General features: G+C 65.0%; 22 protein-coding genes. All 22 read left to right on the plus strand.

Annotated features, from left to right (window positions below; genetic code table 11):
* Positions 1-117: 117 nt before the first annotated feature.
* The 22 genes from GYH34_RS06670 (at position 118) to GYH34_RS06775 (ending at position 17550) form a co-directional block, all read left to right on the plus strand.
* Positions 118-615, plus strand: a complete 498-nt coding sequence (locus tag GYH34_RS06670) for a YcgN family cysteine cluster protein (protein WP_161912886.1) — start codon at positions 118-120, stop codon at positions 613-615.
* A gap of 247 nt (positions 616-862) precedes the next feature.
* A complete protein-coding gene (locus GYH34_RS06675) occupies positions 863-1408 on the plus strand; it encodes a hypothetical protein (RefSeq protein ID WP_161912887.1) in 546 nt (181 codons plus the stop codon).
* The gene (locus tag GYH34_RS06680) at positions 1392-2690 is read left to right on the plus strand and encodes a terminase family protein (protein WP_161914921.1); all 1299 of its coding nucleotides are present in this window, start codon (positions 1392-1394) and stop codon (positions 2688-2690) included. Before GYH34_RS06675 ends, GYH34_RS06680 begins: the two co-directional genes overlap by 17 nt.
* 77 nt (positions 2691-2767) lie before the next feature.
* Positions 2768-3985, plus strand: a complete 1218-nt coding sequence (locus GYH34_RS06685; RefSeq protein WP_161912888.1) for a phage portal protein — start codon at positions 2768-2770, stop codon at positions 3983-3985.
* Between the two features lie 103 nt (positions 3986-4088).
* Positions 4089-4535: an RNase A-like domain-containing protein gene (locus GYH34_RS06690; protein WP_244635297.1), complete on the plus strand. Its 447-nt coding sequence runs from the start codon at positions 4089-4091 to the stop codon at positions 4533-4535.
* Between the two features lie 19 nt (positions 4536-4554).
* Positions 4555-4839: a hypothetical protein gene (locus GYH34_RS06695; RefSeq protein ID WP_161912889.1), complete on the plus strand. Its 285-nt coding sequence runs from the start codon at positions 4555-4557 to the stop codon at positions 4837-4839.
* A 101-nt stretch (positions 4840-4940) separates the two neighbouring features.
* Entirely contained in the window at positions 4941-5126 is a 186-nt protein-coding gene (locus GYH34_RS06700; RefSeq protein ID WP_024878868.1) for a hypothetical protein, read from the plus strand.
* Positions 5127-5300, plus strand: coding sequence for a hypothetical protein (locus tag GYH34_RS06705; protein WP_157198924.1), 174 nt, complete (start codon positions 5127-5129; stop codon positions 5298-5300). It begins immediately after the preceding gene.
* Between the two features lie 44 nt (positions 5301-5344).
* Positions 5345-5917: an HK97 family phage prohead protease gene (locus GYH34_RS06710; protein ID WP_244635348.1), complete on the plus strand. Its 573-nt coding sequence runs from the start codon at positions 5345-5347 to the stop codon at positions 5915-5917.
* Positions 5918-6041: 124 nt separating this feature from the next.
* Entirely contained in the window at positions 6042-7271 is a 1230-nt protein-coding gene (locus GYH34_RS06715) for a phage major capsid protein (RefSeq protein ID WP_161912891.1), read from the plus strand.
* Between the two features lie 86 nt (positions 7272-7357).
* Positions 7358-7939, plus strand: a complete 582-nt coding sequence (locus GYH34_RS06720) for a head-tail connector protein (protein ID WP_161912892.1) — start codon at positions 7358-7360, stop codon at positions 7937-7939.
* A complete protein-coding gene (locus GYH34_RS06725) occupies positions 7936-8262 on the plus strand; it encodes a phage head closure protein (RefSeq protein WP_161912893.1) in 327 nt (108 codons plus the stop codon). Before GYH34_RS06720 ends, GYH34_RS06725 begins: the two co-directional genes overlap by 4 nt.
* A 10-nt stretch (positions 8263-8272) precedes the next feature.
* On the plus strand, positions 8273-8683 hold the full coding sequence (locus GYH34_RS06730) for a DUF3168 domain-containing protein (RefSeq protein ID WP_161912894.1): 411 nt from the start codon (positions 8273-8275) through the stop codon (positions 8681-8683).
* Between the two features lie 24 nt (positions 8684-8707).
* On the plus strand, positions 8708-9118 hold the full coding sequence (locus GYH34_RS06735) for a phage major tail protein, TP901-1 family (protein WP_161912895.1): 411 nt from the start codon (positions 8708-8710) through the stop codon (positions 9116-9118).
* Positions 9119-9128: 10 nt separating this feature from the next.
* Positions 9129-9479 carry a gene transfer agent family protein gene (locus tag GYH34_RS06740; protein WP_161912896.1) on the plus strand — a complete coding sequence of 117 codons (351 nt, stop codon included), beginning with the start codon at positions 9129-9131 and terminating at the stop codon, positions 9477-9479.
* Positions 9476-9679, plus strand: coding sequence for a rcc01693 family protein (locus GYH34_RS06745; RefSeq protein WP_256367041.1), 204 nt, complete (start codon positions 9476-9478; stop codon positions 9677-9679). The genes GYH34_RS06740 and GYH34_RS06745 overlap by 4 nt, the downstream gene beginning before the upstream one ends.
* Positions 9676-10263: a phage tail tape measure protein gene (locus tag GYH34_RS06750; RefSeq protein WP_161912897.1), complete on the plus strand. Its 588-nt coding sequence runs from the start codon at positions 9676-9678 to the stop codon at positions 10261-10263. The genes GYH34_RS06745 and GYH34_RS06750 overlap by 4 nt, the downstream gene beginning before the upstream one ends.
* A gap of 10 nt (positions 10264-10273) precedes the next feature.
* A complete protein-coding gene (locus GYH34_RS06755; RefSeq protein WP_161912898.1) occupies positions 10274-10912 on the plus strand; it encodes a DUF2460 domain-containing protein in 639 nt (212 codons plus the stop codon).
* Between the two features lie 15 nt (positions 10913-10927).
* Complete coding sequence (locus tag GYH34_RS06760; RefSeq protein WP_161912899.1) at positions 10928-11818, plus strand: DUF2163 domain-containing protein; 891 nt, start codon at positions 10928-10930, stop codon at positions 11816-11818.
* The gene (locus tag GYH34_RS06765; RefSeq protein ID WP_161912900.1) at positions 11815-12252 is read left to right on the plus strand and encodes an NlpC/P60 family protein; all 438 of its coding nucleotides are present in this window, start codon (positions 11815-11817) and stop codon (positions 12250-12252) included. Before GYH34_RS06760 ends, GYH34_RS06765 begins: the two co-directional genes overlap by 4 nt.
* 15 nt (positions 12253-12267) lie before the next feature.
* Positions 12268-16134 (plus strand): glycoside hydrolase/phage tail family protein, encoded by a 3867-nt coding sequence (locus tag GYH34_RS06770; RefSeq protein WP_161912901.1) that lies wholly within the window; start codon positions 12268-12270, stop codon positions 16132-16134.
* A 6-nt stretch (positions 16135-16140) separates the two neighbouring features.
* Positions 16141-17550 (plus strand): DUF2793 domain-containing protein, encoded by a 1410-nt coding sequence (locus tag GYH34_RS06775; protein ID WP_161912902.1) that lies wholly within the window; start codon positions 16141-16143, stop codon positions 17548-17550.
* Positions 17551-17552: the final 2 nt, after the last annotated feature.

A 17552-nucleotide genomic window follows, 5' to 3' on the forward strand; every position in this document is an offset into this window, starting at 1 on the left:
ACCAGGAGGCGGATGATAGCACTCCTCGAGCCGCCTTGACGATGGCCGGCCCGCAGGGATCGCCGGCAGGATGAATAAAGCGCGCGCGGCGCGAAGGACGAGGGCCGAAGACAGAGCATGGCGAGGAATGGCGAAAAAGAAGCGGGCGAACCGTTCTGGACGAGGCCCTTGAGCGAATTGACGCGGGCGCAATGGGAAAAGCTCTGCGACGGCTGCGGGCGTTGCTGCCTGGTCAAGCTCGAGGATGAAGATAGTGGGGAAATCTATCATACGAGCGTCGGCTGCGACCTTTTGGACGGCGAGACCGGGCGCTGCCGCGACTATGCCGGCCGCCAGACCAAGGTGCCCGACTGCGTGCGCCTGACCGTGAAGGCGCTCGCAGGCATCGCCTGGCTGCCGCCGACCTGCGCCTATCGCCTGCGCGCGGAAGACAAGCCGCTGCCGGACTGGCACCCGCTGCTGACCGGCGACCCGGCCAGCGTCCATACGGCCGGCGTCTCCGTGCGCGGCCGCGTGGCGGCCCATGAGCAGGAGGTGGAGACCGACGATCTCCCCAATTTCATCGTGCTATGGCCCAAGCGCTGGCCTCGGCGCAAGAAAGGGCGGGCGGCGTGAGGCGAGGATATGAATTTATTCCTTGACAGCGGGACGCTGGTCCTATAGACAAGTCCCATGCTCCAGAATTGCGCTTGGGGCGAGGGACGGCAGACTGGACCGCGAGCCTTCAGGCTCGCTCTTTCCAGCCAATGCGCGCCGCCCGCTCGGCGAGCGTCGAAGCGCGTCCGTCGGATCATTTCGTAGCTTGCCGAAAGCGAGCCTGAAGGCTCGCGGTCCCGGGCTTTTGTCCAATGGAGGCCCACGCATGGCGCCGAAGTCAGACGCGCGCTCGCGCGATATCGTCGCGCAGGCGAAGCTGCTCTATGACGCGGGCGTCACGCCGCTCGTAGAGGTGAGGGCGATGCTCGGCATGAGCGAGCGCGCCTTTTCTAGCTTTCGCAAAAGCGAGGGATGGCCGATGCGGCCGTCGCCGATCAAGCGCAAGAGCACCGACACGCCTCCGACGCCAGAGCGGCAGAGCGCGGCGCCGACGCAAAAAGAGCCGCGCAGCCTCATCGCGCGGCTCGAAGAAGCGGTGGAGCGCGAGTTTCTCCGCGCTGAAGTCGCGCTCGCCACATGCGGCGCAAAGGCGGCGCCGAAGACGATGGAGACGAGCGCCCGCGTGCTCGCGAGCCTGGTGCGCAGCCTCGCCGAATTGAAGCGCATGAATCGCGACGTCGCCGTGGCGCGAGAGGAGGACTTGCGTGTCCGAGACGCTTTCGACGACGAGCCTCCCCGCCAATTGGCCGAGCTCCGCGAGGAGCTTGCTCGTCGGCTCGAGCGCATGTGCGGCGATGGGCCGGCTGAATGAGCTGATCGCGGGATTTTCCGCGCGTGAGCTCGAAACGCTGCTCGCGGATTGGGAGTTTTGCGCGCGCGAGGATCAATGGCCGCCCATGCTCGCGCCGGGTGGCGCGCCTTGGCGTGTATGGCTGGTATTGGGCGGGCGCGGCGCCGGCAAGACGCGCGCCGGCGCCGAATGGGTGCGCGCCGTCGCGCGCGGCCGGCCGCAATTTTCGACGCGCCCCTTGTCGCCGATCGCGCTCGTCGGCGAAAGCGCTGCGCATGTGCGGGATGTGATGATCGAAGGCGTCTCTGGAATTCTCGCCGTGCATCCGCGCAGCGAGCGGCCCTTGTGGGAGCCCTCGCGCAAGCGCCTCACATTCGAAAATGGCGTCGTCGCGCAGGCTTTCTCGGCGGAAGATCCCGAGAGCCTGCGCGGCCCGCAATTTTCCGCCGCCTGGTGCGACGAGCTGGCGAAATGGCGCTATGCGCAGGAGAGTTGGGACATGCTGCAATTCGGGCTGCGATTGGGCGATTGGCCGCGCGAGATCGTCACCACCACGCCGCGCTCCATTCCCTTGCTGAAGCGGCTGATGAGCGAGCGTGGCGTCGTGACGACGCGCGCGACGACGCGGCAGAATGCGGCGCATCTCGCGCCATCCTTTCTCGAGACCGTCGTCGCGCAATATGCCGGCACGAGATTGGGGCGCCAGGAACTCGACGGCGAACTCGTCGACGAGCGCGCCGACGCGCTCTGGACGCGCGATATGCTGGAGGCCGCGCGCATTGTCGAGGCGCCGCCGATGGAGCGCATCGTCGTCGCCATCGATCCACCTGCGTCGTCCGGCAAGCACGCCGATCGTTGCGGAATCGTCGCGGCGGGAGCAGCGAATGGAATCGTCTACGTGCTACAGGACGCGACGCTCGCCGCCGCGCGGCCGGCGCAATGGGCGCGCGCCGGAGTCGCGCTCTATCACAGGCTCGAGGCGGATGCGCTGATCGCCGAGGTCAATCAGGGCGGCGAGATGGTGCGCGCCGTCATTCACGAGGCCGACCCGAGCGTCGCCGTGCGAGACGTGCGCGCGACGCGCGGCAAATATTTGCGCGCGGCCCCGGTGGCGCAGCTCTATGAGCGAGGGCGCGTGCGCCATGTCGGCGCCTTTCCGGCGCTAGAAGACGAGATGTGCGATTTCGCCATCGATGGCTTGTCGACGGGGAGAAGCCCGGATCGCCTCGACGCGCTGGTTTGGGCGATTCACGCGCTGGCGCTGGCCCCGCGCGCGCGTGAGCCGCGCATGCGACGATTGTGAGCGATAGCGAGCAGAGGGCCGCCAGCCTCTGCTCGCTACTCGCTATTCCCTACTTACCCATTCCAGACGGAATCCTCATGCCCTCGTTCCTTTCCCGCCTCTTCGGCGCGCGCGCGCCGGAGCGCAAATCCTCGCGCGCTATGCTTTCGCTGCATTCCATGGCCGCGCCGCAATGGACCGCGCGCAACAATGTCGCGCTCACGCGGGCCGGCTATGAGCGCAACGCCGTCTGCTATCGCGCTGTGCGCATGGTGGCGGAAGGCGCCGCCTCCGTGCGCTGGCTCGCCTATGAAGGGCGCGCGGAGAATCCCGAACATCCGCTGCTGCGATTGATCGAGCGGCCGAACCCTTCCGACACCAGCGTCTCCTTCATCGAGGCGCTCGTCTCCAATCTTCTGCTCTATGGCAACGCCTATGTCGAAGGCGCCTTCGTCGACGGCTTGCTGCGCGAAGCTTATAGTCTGCGGCCGGATCGCATGAGCGTCGTCGCGGGACGCAATGGCTGGCCGGCGGCCTATGTCTATTCGGCCGCCGGCGACAGCGTGCGCTATGACATTCAGGGTCGCGGCATAGAGCCGATTCTGCACATTCGTCTCTTCAATCCGCTCGACGACATCTATGGCTTTGCGCCGCTCGCTGCCGCGCAGACGGCGCTCGACACACATAACGCCGCGAGCTTCTGGAACAAGGCGCTGCTCGACAATAGCGCGCGGCCTTCCGGCGCGCTCGTCTATGCCGGGCCGGAGGGCGGGCATCTCACCGATGAGCAGTTCGAGCGGCTGAAGCAGGAATTGGAGGAGAATTTCTCCGGCGCCTTCAACGCCGGCCGTCCGCTGCTGCTGGAAGGCGGGCTCGATTGGAAGGCGCTGTCGCTGTCGCCCAAGGATATGGATTTTTCCGAGACGAAAGCCTCCGCCGCGCGGGAGATCGCGCTCGCCTTCGGCGTGCCGCCGCTGCTGATCGGACTGCCGGGCGATAACACATTCCGCAATTACGAGGAAGCCAATCGCGCCTTCTGGCGCCAGACGATCATTCCGCTCGTGCAGCGCTTGCAGAAGGCGTTTCATGCCTGGGCGCAGCCGGGCTTCGCGCCATTCCGCTTCGACTATGACGCCGATCGCATCGACGCGCTGGCGAAAGAACGCGCGCTCGAATGGAGTCGCATCGGCGACGCCGCTTTCCTCACCGTGGACGAGCAGCGCGAGGCGGCGGGCTACGGCCCGATGGGAAAGCGCGTGAAATATTCAACAGATCAGCCGCGCGTCGCCGCCGGATCGCCGGACGGCGGGCAGTAGACGAGCGGCGATGCGAGCGGCGCTGGCGACCTCGCGCAGGTGGCGCTGAACACGATCGCCGCGGTGGTGAACGATGCGGGCGCCCTCGTGGTTGGGGAAAGCAATGACGCTCGATACTCCGTCGACCTGCTGGCGAAAGAAGGCTATGGTCACGCTATACGACCATGTCGGCAAAGAAGATGTAGCCCTTATCGCTGCTTTGGAGAGTAAGCGAATTAGAATTGGTCTACCATTCATAGGCGTGATCGCCTATGAGCCGGCGGTCGGCTCGTTCGACTCTCGGGAGTCCGCAAATGACCACGTGAACCGAGTGATAGAGACGAACAAGGATCGCGTCGACTCGGTCGCCGAAGGACGACGCGATGAGGTCACGCTCCAGAGGATATTCGGATTTCGAACCGGAAAAGAGGCATTCTTGGAGAGCGGAACGTCGAAGCCGGTCGTTCGATGGACGTTCGGCGTCAGAGTCGTTCTTCATGCCGATCCGACCAGCGATCGAGGCTATCGGGTGCGGACCGCCTTTCCTGTGAACAGCAGATCGGGCCGATGAGCGCGAAAGGGGAACATTGATGAACATTCCTGAAGCATTCTCGGACCTGGCTGAGTGGTTCATGTTCGAAGTCGAGGAAGATATCCCGGAAGGGCAGGACTACGTGGCCTATGCCATTGGTCATCTCGATGAGAGCCAGAAGAAGGGCGCGGAGCGATTTATCGACGGGCTGCTACGTCAGGAGCTTTCCGATCGAGAATTGATCGACATTTGGTTTCGTGCGGGCGCCAGAATGGGCTTTGCCAAAGACGCCGATTACCGAGTCGTGTTGATAGAAGTCCTGCACCGACTGCGTGGCGATTGAACGGCCTCGCGTAGCTCGCGTTCCGCGGCATCGAACGAATTCAGCCGCGACGACCGCTCGTCAGAGCGGCCGGCGCTTTCTCGCGTCCGAAAGGCGCTCCTATGTCCGAGATCGTCACCTCCATTATCGAGCGCGGCGATCTCGCCCATCTCGCGCTCTTCCTCTGGGCGAGCGCCGCCACAGCTTTCGCGCTGCGCGCTCTGCGTGAGCTCGGCCGCTCCATGCGGCGGCTCGACGCTTTCGTGCGCGAGCTCGCGCGCTTCAACCGCCGCTATGGGAGCGAATGAATGAGTCTAGCCGCATTGCCCCTCCGCATAATGAAGCGTCGCACGCCGCGCAAGCCGCCGCGCCTCGAGCCCGACATCGTGTTCAAGACTTTTGTGCGCGCTTTGCAGCGCCTGCGTGAGCCGCCGCGCGGCGGCGGTCCGGCCGCGATCGGCGCGACGCGGGAGAAAGCCTGATGGCGCAAGCGCTGAACCGAGACATTCCCATAGCGAGCCCTCCGATGGAGACGAAGCGCGCGCCGTTTCCAGCGGCGATCGGCGCCGATGGAGTATTCGAAGGCTATGCGAGCCTCTTCGCCGTGCGCGATACTTGCGGCGATATCGTCGAGCGCGGCGCCTTCGCCGCGAGCTTGCAGCGACGTGGCGCCGTGAGCGTCAAAATGCTGTGGCAGCATCGCGCGGAGGAGCCGATCGGCGTGTGGGCGCACATCGCCGAAGACGCGCGCGGATTGAAAGTGCGTGGGCGCCTCGATCTTTCTGTCGCGCGTGCGCGGGAGGCGTTGTCGTTGATCCGCGCAGGCGCGCTCGACGGCCTCTCGATCGGCTTTCGCACGCTTCGCGCCGCGAGCGATCCTAAGACCGGGGCGCGCCGATTGCTCGAGCTCGATCTCATCGAGATTTCGATCGTCACCTTTCCTGCATTGCCGCAGGCGCGTATCGCCGTGATCCCCGCACTGGCGACGGCGCCGCGTCACGCGGCGGCTCAGCTCGGACAAAAGCTCGCGCGGCTTCGCATGCAGCTCGCCGTGAAGCGATTCGAGGCGACGCTGCAGCGACTCTCGACGTCGCAGTGATGCGCGCTCGCGGCCCGTGCCGCGCGCGAACACTATCGCCATAGTCTACCCAGCGCACGAACGCCCGCGCATCCCGCGCGGCGACTTCTTGCGTCTTCAAATCGAACGAAAGAGGTTGCCATCAATGTCGTCTCTCGAAACCAAGACGCTCTCCGGCGAGGAAGCGCTCGCCGATCTTCACCGCGCCTTCGCCGCGTTCAAGGATACGAATGAAGAGCGCATCGCGCAGATCGAGATGCGAATGGGGGTCGACGCCCTCACCGAGGAGAAGCTGCAGCGCATCGACCGCGCCATCGACGAAACGAAGCGCCGCGTCGACCGCGTCGCGCTCGATCTCGCGCGGCCGCGGCTATCCTCCGCGCCGAGCGACGATGCGCCTGCGCGCGAGCACAAATCGGCGTTCTCGCTCTATATGCGCAGCGGCGAATCCTCCGGCCTGAAGGCGCTCGAATCCAAGGCGCTTTCCGCCGGCTCCGGCCCGGACGGCGGATATCTCGTGCCGACGCCCGCGGAACAGGAGATATTGCGTCGTCTCGCTAATTTGTCGCCGATCCGCGCCATCGCCAGCGTGCGTGAAATCTCCACGCATTCTTTGCGCAAAGCCTATTCCACGCAAGGACCGGCCGCCGGATGGGCAGCGGAGGCCGATCCCCGAACGCAAACGAGCAGCCAGCAGATCGTCGATCTCAATTTTCCGGCGATGGAGCTCTACGCCATGCCCGCGGCGACGCAAACGTTGCTCGACGATTCCGCGATCGACGTCGAGCAATGGATCGCCGAGGAGGTCCAGACCGTCTTCGCCGAGCAGGAAGGCGCGGCCTTCGTGAGCGGCAATGGAACGGACAAGCCCAAAGGATTCCTCGCTTATCCGACGGTCGCGGACGCCAGCTGGAGCTGGGGCAATATCGGCTATGTCGCGACCGGCGTCTCGGGGGGATTTGCGGCGAGCAATCCTTCGGACGCTCTGTTCAATCTCGTCTATGCGCTGCGCGCCGGCTATCGACAGAATGGCAGATTCGTGCTCAATCGGCAGACGCAATCGGCCATCCGCAAATTCAAATCGACCGCTGGCGAATATTTGTGGGCTCCGCCCGCGAGTCTCGATCAGCCGGCGTCTCTGCTGAATTTCCCTGTGGTGGAGGCGGAGGACATGCCCGATATGGGCGCCGATAGTCTTTCCCTCGCTTTCGGCGATTTCGCGCGCGGCTATCTCGTGGTCGATCGGCTCGGCGTGCGCGTGCTGCGCGATCCCTATTCCGCAAAGCCTTATGTGCTCTTCTACACCACCAAGCGCGTCGGCGGCGGGGTGCAGGATTTCGAGGCGATCAAGCTGCTGAAATTCGCCGCCGCGTGATGTGAATGGCGTGAAACGCGAGCGGCGCGCGATCGCGCCGCTCGCAACGGCGAGATGCGCTCGTCATTCACAGACGGACAGACCGAATGATTCCAAATCTTCTGACAGCGCCGGCGCTGGAGCCGGTTTCGCTCGACGAGGCGAAGGCCTGGCTGCGGCTCGATTCCACCGATGAGGATCCGTTGTTGGCGGCTTTGATCGTCTCGGCGCGCCTGACCCTCGAGTCCTACACGCGCCGCCTCTTCGTCACGCAGAGCTGGCGCATGCGGCTCGACGCCTGGCCCGCGCAGACCTTGCGACGCGGAACGCTCGCTATTCCTTTCTCCCCGTTTCGTAGCCTTTCGGCGATCCGGGTCTATGACGCCGCCGATGTCGCTCAGACGCTCGCGAGCGCGACCTACCGCGCGGCTCCCACGCGCGACGCCGGACGTATCGCTTTTGTCTCGTCGCCGCCCGAGCCGGGCCGCGCATGCGACGGAATAGAGATCGACCTCGTGACCGGATATGGCGACAGCGCCATCGACACACCGGAGCCATTGCGTCGCGCCATCCTCGCGCTGGTCGCGCATTGGCACGAAAATCGTGGCGATGTGGGCGACGCGGGGGCGCCATTGCCAACGATCGCCGCAGCTTTGGCGAAGCCCTTTCGACGCGAGCGTTTGACATGAGCGCGCCGAAGATCGGCGAGCTGCGCTCGCGCATGAGCCTCGAGGCGCCCGTGGACGCGCCGGATGACAGCGGCGGGATGACGCGAAGCTATGTCACGCTCGCCAATATTTGGGTGAAGCTGATCCCGCTGTCCGCGGAAGCGCGCTTCGTCGAGCAACGGCAGGAGCTCGCGATCCAATGGATCGCGCAAGCGCGGTGGCGCGGCGATGTGACGAGCGAGATGCGCCTCGTCGATGGCGCGCGGCGACTGCGCGTCACCTCCGCCTATGACCCGGACGGTCGGCGCCGCTTTCTGCTCTGCCATTGTGAGGAGATCGCATGAGGCGTCGCAAATGACCATTTCGCCGATCATTGCTCTGCGCAAAGCGATACGCGCGCGTCTCGCGGCGGATTCCGTCCTCGTCGCTGCGCTCGGCGGCGCGAAAATCTATGACGAGGCGCCGCGCGGCGCCGCAGCCCCCTACGTGCTGCTGTCCGAGACGAAGCTGCGCGACTGGTCCACTTCGGACAGCCGCGGCGCCGAGCAGCTCCTCACGATCACGGTCGTATCGATCGAACGTGGGACCGCCGAAGCGTTGACTCTCGGCGAGAGAATCGTCGCGCTTCTCGATGAGGCGTTGCTCGCTCTCGAGGGGCATGTCCTCATCGATCTGCGCCACCAGGGGAGTGAGACGCGACGCGAGCAGAATGGCCGCTTCGCGCGCGTCGATCTGCGCTTTCGCGCGACGACGGAAGCGCAATGACGAAAAAAATTCGGGAGCCTTCACATGTCCGCACAAAAAGGAAAAGACTTGCTGTTGAAGCTCGACGATGGGAGCGGAAGCTTCGTTTCGGTCGCGGGCTTGCGCACGCGGCGTCTGTCGCTCAACACGGAGACCATCGACGTCACCGACGCCGAATCTGCGGGTCGTTGGCGCGAACTTCTCGACGGCGCCGGCGTGAAGCGCGCGAGCCTCGCGGGATCCGGAATATTCAAGGATCAGGCGTCGGATGCGCTCATTCGTCAGCTCTTCTTCGACGGCTTGCTGCGTGACTGGCGAATCATGGTTCCGTCGTTCGGGGTAATCGCCGGCGTGTTCCAAATCACCAGCCTCGATTATCGGGGCGAGCACAATGCTGAGATGACATTCGACATAGCGCTCGAATCGGCGAGCGCGGTTTCGTTCACGCCGGCGTGAGGCGATCGTGATGGCCAATCATAAGCGGGGAGAAATCGAGGCGACGCTCGACGGCGAGAGCTATCGGCTCTGTCTCACGCTCGGCGCGCTGGCCGAGCTCGAGAGCGCGCATGGCGTGGGCGATCTCGTCGCGCTCGCCGAGCGCTTCGAAGGACGGCGCCTATCGGCGCGCGATCTCATCCGCATTATCGGATGTGGATTGCGCGGCGGCGGGTATGAAAAGAACGACGATGAGGTCGCGCGCATGACCGTGGCCGGAGGGCTCGGCGATTACGTGAAGATCGCCGCCGATCTTCTTTCTACGACCTTCGGCGGAGGCGAAAGCGCAAACCCTCCGTCGCAGCGGAGCGCGAGCGGGTGAGACCGCAGCCCTTCCCGTGGGGGCGGGCGATGGCCTTCGGCCTCGGCGTGCTGCGGCTTTCGCCACATGACTTCTGGTCGATGACGCCGCTCGAACTGGCGTGCGCCGCGGAAGGCTTCTACGGCCGCGCAACGATAGCGCCCTCGCGGGACGCTCTGGTGGAGCTGATGCGGACGTTTCCAGACGGAGAGCAAAAATGAGCGACGCGACAATGAGCGACAGCATGGCGCAATCGCCTTTCGACGGGCCATTTCAAGCGCTCGATCTGAAGACGACCAAGACGCTTCTGGAGGAGATAAATTCGATCGGCGCGTCGGCGACGAAGACATTGTCGAGCGGCTTGGCGAGCGCAGTGGTGAACGGAAAGAGCTTCGATTCGACTCTCGGGTCCATCGCGCGGTCGCTCGCCAAGCTCGGCGTCAATGCCGGCGCGCAGGCGTTGACACAAGGCGCCAGCAGCGGGTTGAGCGCGCTGATCTCGGGCGCATTGGGCGGCAGCGGCGTTTCGGTGGCGCCCTTCGCCGATGGCGGCGTCGTCGCCAGTCCCACATTCTTCGGCGCCAATGGCGCTGTGGGGCTGATGGGCGAGCGCGGCGCCGAGGCGATCATGCCGCTCGCGCGCGGCCCGGATGGTCGGCTCGGCGTCGCGATGCAGGGCGCTGGCGATTCTGTGGCGGTGACCGTCAATATTGCCGCGCAGGACGTCGACAGTTTTCGACGTTCGGAAGGTCAGATCACTGCGGCGTTGGCGCGGGCGGTGGCTCGCGGCCGGCGTAATCTTTGAGGAGGGCGCTATGGTCGATTTTCACGAGACGCGCTTCCCGCTCGATGTGTCGCTGAATGGACGGGGCGGCCCGGAGCGGCGGACGGATATTGTCACGCTGGGCTCCAATCGCGAGGCGCGCAACGCGCGGTGGGCGCAGTCGCGTCGTCGCTATGAGGCGGGCTATGGCGTCAAATCCCTGGCGCAGCTCGCGGCGGTCATTGAGTTTTTCGAGGAGCGGCGTGGGCGGCTGTTCGGCTTTCGCTGGCGCGATCGTGCGGATTGCTCGTCTGCGCGTACGGTGGCGACTACGCCGCTCGACCAGAGCGTCGGCGCAGGCGATGGCGCGCGTGCGCAATTTCAGCTGCAAAAGACCTATGGCGCGAGCTTCGCGCCTTATGCGCGAACGATAACGAAGCCGGTGGCGGAGAGCGTGCGCATTGCTGTCGCCGGTCTCGAGAAGACACGCGGCGTGGACTTCGATGTCGATGCGACCAGCGGAATCGTCACCTTCGCGCCTTTGGCTGTTCCGGCGATCGGCGCCGTGATCACGGCGGGGTTTCTCTTCGATGTGCCGGCGCGCTTCGACACGGATTATCTCGAGATCGACGTCTCTTCCTTCGAGGCCGGCGCCATCCCGAAGATTCCGATCATCGAGATTGTCCCTTGATAAGGAGGAAGGTCAATGCGTTCGGTTTCGTCGACCGTGCAGGACTCTCTCGACGCTTCCGCCTCCACCCTGTGCAATTGCTGGCGTCTCTCTCGCAAGGATGGCGCGGTGTTGGGATTCACCGATCATGATCGTGATCTCGTGTTTGGCGGCGTGACCTATCGCGCCGCCACGGGGCTTTCCGCCACGCAGATCGAAGGAAGCGTCGGGCTGGCGGTCGGTAGCGGCGAAGTGATCGGCGCATTGCAGTCGGACGGACTCGGCGAGAGCGATCTCGTCAATGGGCGCTATGACGGCGCTGGGGTCGAGATATGGCTCGTCGATTGGCGCAATGCGGATAATCGTCTGCTCATCGACGCCATGACGATCGGGGAGGTGACGCGCAGCGAGTTCGCGTTTCGCGCGGAATTGCGCTCGCTCGCGCATTTTTTCGATGAGACGCGCGGCGACAGCTATCAGCGGGGCTGCTCCGCCGATCTCGGCGATGCGCGTTGCAAGGTCGATCTCTCCGCCTCCTCCTTTCACACGACGGGCCTTGTGCTCGAAGTGAGGCAGGATGCGATCGTCGCGGCGCTCGCCGAGGATTTCGACGATGATTTTTTTACCGGGGGCTCCTTGAGGGTCACCAGCGGCGCCGATGCAGGCGCGCGCGTCGCCGTGAAATCGCATCGAAACGCCAGCGGGAATGTGAGACTGGCGCTGTGGTCGCGGCTCGCGGGCGGGATCGCTTCGGGCGATGGCTTCACGCTCGTCGCGGGCTGCGACAAGAGCGTGGCGAGCTGCCGATCGAAATTCTGCAATATCGTCAATTTCAGGGGCTTTCCGCATATGCCGGGCAATGATCTCGTCATTTCCTATCCGAGCTCGCTAACGCCGACGATGGACGGCGGGAGCTTTTTTCGATGAGCGGAATCGCGCGCGCGTCGATCGTCGAGGAGGCGCGGCGGTGGATCGGCACGCCCTATCGACATCAGGCGTCGCTCATCCATGTCGGCTGCGATTGTCTCGGTCTCGTGCGCGGCGTGTGGCGCGCGGTCGTGGGACCGGAGCCGGAGACGGCGCCGCCCTATTCGCCGGATTGGGCCGAGGCGCAGGGCGAGGAGACTTTGGCGCTCGCCGCGCGTCGGCATTTCAACACGGTCGAAATCGATGTGTTTCGTGCGGGCGACGTGCTTTTGTTTCGCTTCCGCGATCACTCGCCGGCCAAGCATATCGGCATAGCGACCAGCGCGACACATATGGCGCATGCGCATGGCGGCGCCTGTGTGGCCGAGGCGCCGATCGGCTCATGGCGCAAGAAATTGGTCGGCGCATTCGCCTTTCCCAGCGTGATCGATTGAAGCTTCGAGGACGAGATGGCGACTCTCTTGTTGCAGACCGCGGGCGCAGCGATCGCGCCGATCGGCTCGGTCCTCGGCAATGTCCTCGGCGCCGTGGGCGGCGCCCTCGTCGATGCGGCGCTGCAGCCGCGCGCGGGGACGCGCTATGAGGTCGGGCCGCGGCTGAAGGCGATGGACGGCGTTTCCTCCACGGAGGGAGCGGCGATTGCGCGCGTCTATGGACGCGCCCGCATCGGCGGCCAGATGATCTGGGCGACGCGCTTTCTCGTGCAGACGAATCTGTCGTTGGACAGCGGCTCGAGCAATCGCGGCAAGGGCGGCGGCGGAACGTCGCAGACGGTGAGCGTCTCCTATTCCTATTACGCGAATTTTGCGATCGGTCTCTGCGAGGGGCCGATCGCTTTTGTGCGACGCATATTCGCGGACGGCAATGAGCTCGATATGACGAGCCTTCCGATCCGCATCTACAAGGGCGATGAGGAGCAGCTTCCCGATGCGCTGATCGTCGCCAAGGAGGGGGCGGAGAATGCGCCGGCCTATCGCGGGCTGGCCTATATCGTGTTCGAGCAATTGGCGCTCGCGCCTTTCGGCAATCGCATTCCGCAATTCACCTTCGAGGTGACGCGGCCGGTGGCGGGGCTGGGCGCGAAGATTCGGGCCGTCGATATTATTCCCGGCGCGACGGAGGCGGGCTATCAGCCCTCGCTCCAGTTGAACTTCTTTTCGCCGGGCGAAACCAACGCGGAGAATCGTCACCAGCTGACGGCTGCCAGCGATTGGACGGCGTCGATCGACGCATTGCAGGCGCTCTGTCCCAATCTCGAGAGCGTGGCGCTGGTCGTGGCGTGGTTCGGCGACGATCTGCGCGCGGGTCATTGCTCGATCGCGCCGCGCGTCGATGCGACATTCAAGACGATCGGCGAGTTCGACTACGTCTATGGTCCTTTCTGGCCCGCGGATTGGTCGGTCGCCGGGCTGACGCGCGCAACAGCGCGGCTGGTCTCGCAGATCAATGGAAGGGCGGCTTTCGGCGGGACGCCGAGCGACGCATCCGTTCGTGCGGCCATTGCGGACCTGCGGGCGCGCGGTCTTTCTGTCGTGTTCTACCCATTTGTGATGATGGATGTGCCGCCGGACAATGCGCTGCCCGATCCGCGCAATGGGGAGATCGGTCAGCCGGCCTTTCCCTGGCGCGGGCGCATCACTTGCGATCCTGCGCCCGGGCGTGTGGACACGGTGGACGGAACCAGCGCGGCGTCGACGCAAGTCGCGGCGTTCTTCGCGCAATATCGCGCCTTCATCTTGCATTATGCGGGATTGTGCGAGGAAGCAGGCGGCGTCGACGCTTTTCTCATCGGCTCGGAGCTTGTGGCGCTCACGCGCATTCGTTCGGCGCCTGGCGTCTATCCGGCTGTCGCGGCGCTCGTCACTCTCGCGGATGATGTGAAGGGTGTCCTTCGCAGTGGAACCAAGATTGGCTACTCCGCCGATTGGACGGAATATGGCGCGCATGTTCCAACAGGGGGCGAGCTACGCTTTCCGCTCGACGCCCTGTGGGGAGCGTCGTCGATCGATTTCATCGGGATCGACGTGTATTGGCCGCTTTCGGACTGGCGCGACGGCGTAGATCATCTCGATGCGCAGAGCGCGGCGAATGTCTATGACCTCGATTACCTGACGTCGCGCGTCGGCTCTGGCGAAGGATTCGATTGGTTCTATGCGAGCGATGCGGATCGGCTCACGCAGACGCGCGCGTCGATCGAGGATTCGCTCGGCAAGCCCTGGGTCTACCGCGTGAAGGACCTTCTCGGCTGGTGGTCGAATGCGCATTATGAGCGCGTCGATGGCATGGAGCTCGGCGCGTCGACGGCATGGACGCCGCAGAGCAAGCCGATCTGGATCATCGAAACGGGATGTCCGGCGGTCGATCGGGGCGCCAATGCGCCCAATGTGTTCGCCGACGCGCATTCCTCGGAGGGCGGCCTTCCCTATTTCTCGCGCGGCGGACGCGATGATCTGATGCAGGCGCGCTTTCTCGAGGCCATGCTCGGCTATTTCGATCCGATGGTCGCGGGCGGCGACACGCGTAACCCAGTCTCGTCGGCCTATGGCGGGCGCATGGTCGATGTAGCGCGCATTCACGTTTGGTGCTGGGATGCCCGGCCGTTTCCGGCCTTTCCCGGCTGTTCGGATGTGTGGGCCGACTCGGCAAATTGGGAGACCGGGCATTGGCTCAATGGGCGGCTCGAGGGCGCGCCGCTCGATCGGCTCGTCGCGACGCTGGCTTCGACGGTCGCGACGAAGGATCTCGTCGTCGCGCGGCCGGCGATCGAGGGCTTCGTCGACGGCTATGTGCTCGACAGCGCAATGTCGCCGCGCGCGGCGATCGATCCTCTCGCGTCTCTGTTCGGTTTCGACGCAGTTGTGTCCGGCGGCGCGTTGCGCTTCGTCTCGCGTGGAGCCGAGAGCGCGCTCGAGATCGGCGACGACGATCTCGTTCCGAGCAAGGACGGGACGCTCATCGAGCTGCGGCGCGCGCAGGAGAGCGAGCTTCCGCATGAGATCGCTCTGTCCTTCGGCGATTCCGAATTCGATTATCGCACGGGCCGTGTGCTGTCGCGTCGGCTCGAGGGCTATTCCTCGCGGCGCAACGAAGCGGAAACGGCGGTGATGATCGCTCGCTCCAATGCGCAGCGTTTGGTCGATGTGTGGCTGCAGGATATTTGGGCAGGACGCGAGACGGCGCGATTTTCTGTGCGGCCGGGGCTCGCGACCTTGGAGGCCGGCGATGTCGTCTCATTGGCGCGCGCGCCGGGGCGCCAATGGCAGATCACGCAGATCACCGATGGCGCGGCGCGTGAGATAGAGGCGCGCGCGGTCGATGTGAGCGTCTATGACGTTTGCGCGCGCTCCGTCTCCTGGCGGGCCTTGGCCTCTCCGGGCGTGATCGGCCCGCCGCGCGTGGTCGTCCTCGACCTCGCGATCGCGAAGGATGGCGAGACCGCATTGTCGCATGTCGCCGCTTTCGCCGATCCTTGGCCGGGGGCGTTGGCTGTCCGCCGGAAGCTCGGCGGATCGTTCGAGTCGGTCGGGCTGATCGAGAAGCGCGCGACCATGGGCGAGACGTTGGATGCGCTCGCTCCTGGGCCGCTCGGACGTTTCGATCGCGGCGCCAGCGTGACCGTGAAGCTCGCTTCGGGCGCGCTGGCTTCTGTGGATGACGGAAGCGCTTTTGCGCTGCGCTCTTCAATGGCGATCCGCGGCGACGACGGCGCCTGGGAGATCTTCGTTTTCACGCGCGCGGAACTCATCGCGACGAGGACATATCGTTTGTCTCGGCTGCTGCGTGGGATTGGCGGAGAGGATGCGCTGGCGTCTCGCAGCGTGGCGGCGGGCGCGACGGTCGTGCTGCTCGATGACGCGATCGTTCCGCTCGCTGTCGATGTCGCGGACATCGATTCGGCGCGCGTCTATCGCATCGGTCCGGCGGATCGTGATTATGACGATCCGACCTATGTCGAGCTGGAGGTCGCAGCGACGCGCAAATCGCTGCTTCCCTATTCGCCGACACATGCGCATGCGCGGCGGACAGCGGATGGGGTCGTCGTCTCCTTCATTCGGCGCGGGCGGATCGACGCCGATTCCTGGGAGCCGGTCGATATACCGCTCGGCGAGGAGAGCGAGGCCTATGACGTCGTCATCGCGCTTCCTGGCGGCGGCGCGCGCGTGCTGAGCGTGACGCGCGCGTCGGCGCTCTATTCGACGAGCGACGAGCTCGTCGATTTCGGGGCGCCGCAGACGAGCTTGGCCGTGCAGATATTTCAAATCAGCGCGCGCGCGGGACGCGGCTTTCCGCTCGCCGCGACGCTGCCCATCGAGTGAGCTTCCATGACCGATACGATTCATTTGGCTCTGCCCTGCATCGATGCGGCGCAGGCGCAAAAGCACGTGACGCATAATGAGGCGCTGCAGCTGCTGGACGCGCTGACGCAGCTTTCCGTGATCGACCGACGGGCTTCGCCGCCTGTTACTCCCAACGACGGCGATCGCTATCTCGTCATCGCCTCGGCGGCCGGCGCCTTCGCCGGCAAGGAGCAGAAGATCGCCGTGCATCTGAGCGGCGCTTGGGCGTTTCTCGCGCCGAAGGCGGGTTGGCTCGCCTATGTGGAGACCGAGCAGCTCATGATGCTCTACAGCGGCTCCGCGTGGATCGACGCGGGTCTCGCGTTGCGAGAGCTCGAGAATCTGTCGCTGCTCGGCATAGGGACATCGGCGGACGCCGCCAATGCGTTTTCGGTGAAGGCGAGCGCGGCGCTGTTCGCCGCGCGGACTGTCGCCGAGGGCGGGATCGGCGATTTTCGCGTGACGCTCGAGAAGGAGGCTGGGAGCAACACGGCGTCGCAGCTCTATCAATCCAATTGGTCGGGACGCGCCGAGACGGGACTCCTCGGCGACGATGATTTCCATGTGAAGGTGTCGGCCGATGGCGCGACATGGCGCGAGGCGCTGATCGTCGATCGTTCGACGGGGCGCGTCGCTTTTCCGAGCGGCGTGGGGGACGGCGCTTCGGCGGCGTTTCGCAATCGCTTGCGCAATGCGACTTTTGCGATCAATCAGCGCGCCATTTCGGGAGAGGTGTCGCTCGCGGCCGGGCAATATGGCCATGATGGCGTAAAGGCAGGCTCCTCCGGCGCGACCTACACATTCGCGACGAGCGGACTCGATACGACTCTCTCCGTTTCGGCCGGTTCCTTGATCCTGGCGATCGAGGCGCAGCTGATGGAGGGCGGCGCCCATACGTTGGCGCATGACGGGACCGCGCAGGCGCGCGTATGGCAGGGGACGGGCTATTCGGGCTCCGGCGCTTATGCTGCCGCGTCGCGAAGCGCGCCTCTTGTCGTCTCTGGGCTGACGGCGAATGCGCAGACCAATGTCGAGTTCGCGAGCGGTACCATCCTGCGGCCGCAATTGGAGCCCGGCGTCTATGCGACGAGCTTCGAGAGGCGGCCGCCGGGCGTGGAGCTGTCGATATGCCAGCGCTATTTTCAATCCTTGCTGGTCTCGCATCTCTTCACCGCGAGCGCGGGCACGCAATTCGGCGGCTCGGTCATGACGCTGCCGGTGACGATGTTCGGAGCGCCGACCTTGTCGGCGCTGTCCGGCGGCTCGCAAACCAATGTCATGGTCGACGGCGTCAATTCGATGGGCAAGGCGGCCATCAGATATTTCATCGCGTCCAATGCGGCGGGGTCGGTCGAAGCCTATGATCGCGCATTCACGGCGTCGGCAGAAATTTGAGA

It is taken from the genome of Methylosinus sp. C49, from assembly GCF_009936375.1.
Lineage (GTDB): Bacteria > Pseudomonadota > Alphaproteobacteria > Rhizobiales > Beijerinckiaceae > Methylosinus.

Excerpts from the sequence above, each read along its gene's own strand:
- GYH34_RS06670 (WP_161912886.1), top strand. The coding sequence starts at position 118 with ATGGCGAGGAATGGCGAAAAAGAAGCGGGCGAACCGTTCTGGACGAGG.
- GYH34_RS06675 (WP_161912887.1), top strand. The coding sequence starts at position 863 with ATGGCGCCGAAGTCAGACGCGCGCTCGCGCGATATCGTCGCGCAGGCG.
- GYH34_RS06680 (WP_161914921.1), top strand. The coding sequence starts at position 1,392 with ATGGGCCGGCTGAATGAGCTGATCGCGGGATTTTCCGCGCGTGAGCTC.
- GYH34_RS06685 (WP_161912888.1), top strand. The coding sequence starts at position 2,768 with ATGCCCTCGTTCCTTTCCCGCCTCTTCGGCGCGCGCGCGCCGGAGCGC.
- GYH34_RS06690 (WP_244635297.1), top strand. The coding sequence starts at position 4,089 with ATGACGCTCGATACTCCGTCGACCTGCTGGCGAAAGAAGGCTATGGTC.
- GYH34_RS06695 (WP_161912889.1), top strand. The coding sequence starts at position 4,555 with ATGAACATTCCTGAAGCATTCTCGGACCTGGCTGAGTGGTTCATGTTC.
- GYH34_RS06700 (WP_024878868.1), top strand. The coding sequence starts at position 4,941 with ATGTCCGAGATCGTCACCTCCATTATCGAGCGCGGCGATCTCGCCCAT.
- GYH34_RS06705 (WP_157198924.1), top strand. The coding sequence starts at position 5,127 with ATGAGTCTAGCCGCATTGCCCCTCCGCATAATGAAGCGTCGCACGCCG.
- GYH34_RS06710 (WP_244635348.1), top strand. The coding sequence starts at position 5,345 with ATGGAGACGAAGCGCGCGCCGTTTCCAGCGGCGATCGGCGCCGATGGA.
- GYH34_RS06715 (WP_161912891.1), top strand. The coding sequence starts at position 6,042 with ATGTCGTCTCTCGAAACCAAGACGCTCTCCGGCGAGGAAGCGCTCGCC.
- GYH34_RS06720 (WP_161912892.1), top strand. The coding sequence starts at position 7,358 with ATGATTCCAAATCTTCTGACAGCGCCGGCGCTGGAGCCGGTTTCGCTC.
- GYH34_RS06725 (WP_161912893.1), top strand. The coding sequence starts at position 7,936 with ATGAGCGCGCCGAAGATCGGCGAGCTGCGCTCGCGCATGAGCCTCGAG.
- GYH34_RS06730 (WP_161912894.1), top strand. The coding sequence starts at position 8,273 with ATGACCATTTCGCCGATCATTGCTCTGCGCAAAGCGATACGCGCGCGT.
- GYH34_RS06735 (WP_161912895.1), top strand. The coding sequence starts at position 8,708 with ATGTCCGCACAAAAAGGAAAAGACTTGCTGTTGAAGCTCGACGATGGG.
- GYH34_RS06740 (WP_161912896.1), top strand. The coding sequence starts at position 9,129 with ATGGCCAATCATAAGCGGGGAGAAATCGAGGCGACGCTCGACGGCGAG.
- GYH34_RS06750 (WP_161912897.1), top strand. The coding sequence starts at position 9,676 with ATGAGCGACGCGACAATGAGCGACAGCATGGCGCAATCGCCTTTCGAC.
- GYH34_RS06755 (WP_161912898.1), top strand. The coding sequence starts at position 10,274 with ATGGTCGATTTTCACGAGACGCGCTTCCCGCTCGATGTGTCGCTGAAT.
- GYH34_RS06760 (WP_161912899.1), top strand. The coding sequence starts at position 10,928 with ATGCGTTCGGTTTCGTCGACCGTGCAGGACTCTCTCGACGCTTCCGCC.
- GYH34_RS06765 (WP_161912900.1), top strand. The coding sequence starts at position 11,815 with ATGAGCGGAATCGCGCGCGCGTCGATCGTCGAGGAGGCGCGGCGGTGG.
- GYH34_RS06770 (WP_161912901.1), top strand. The coding sequence starts at position 12,268 with ATGGCGACTCTCTTGTTGCAGACCGCGGGCGCAGCGATCGCGCCGATC.
- GYH34_RS06775 (WP_161912902.1), top strand. The coding sequence starts at position 16,141 with ATGACCGATACGATTCATTTGGCTCTGCCCTGCATCGATGCGGCGCAG.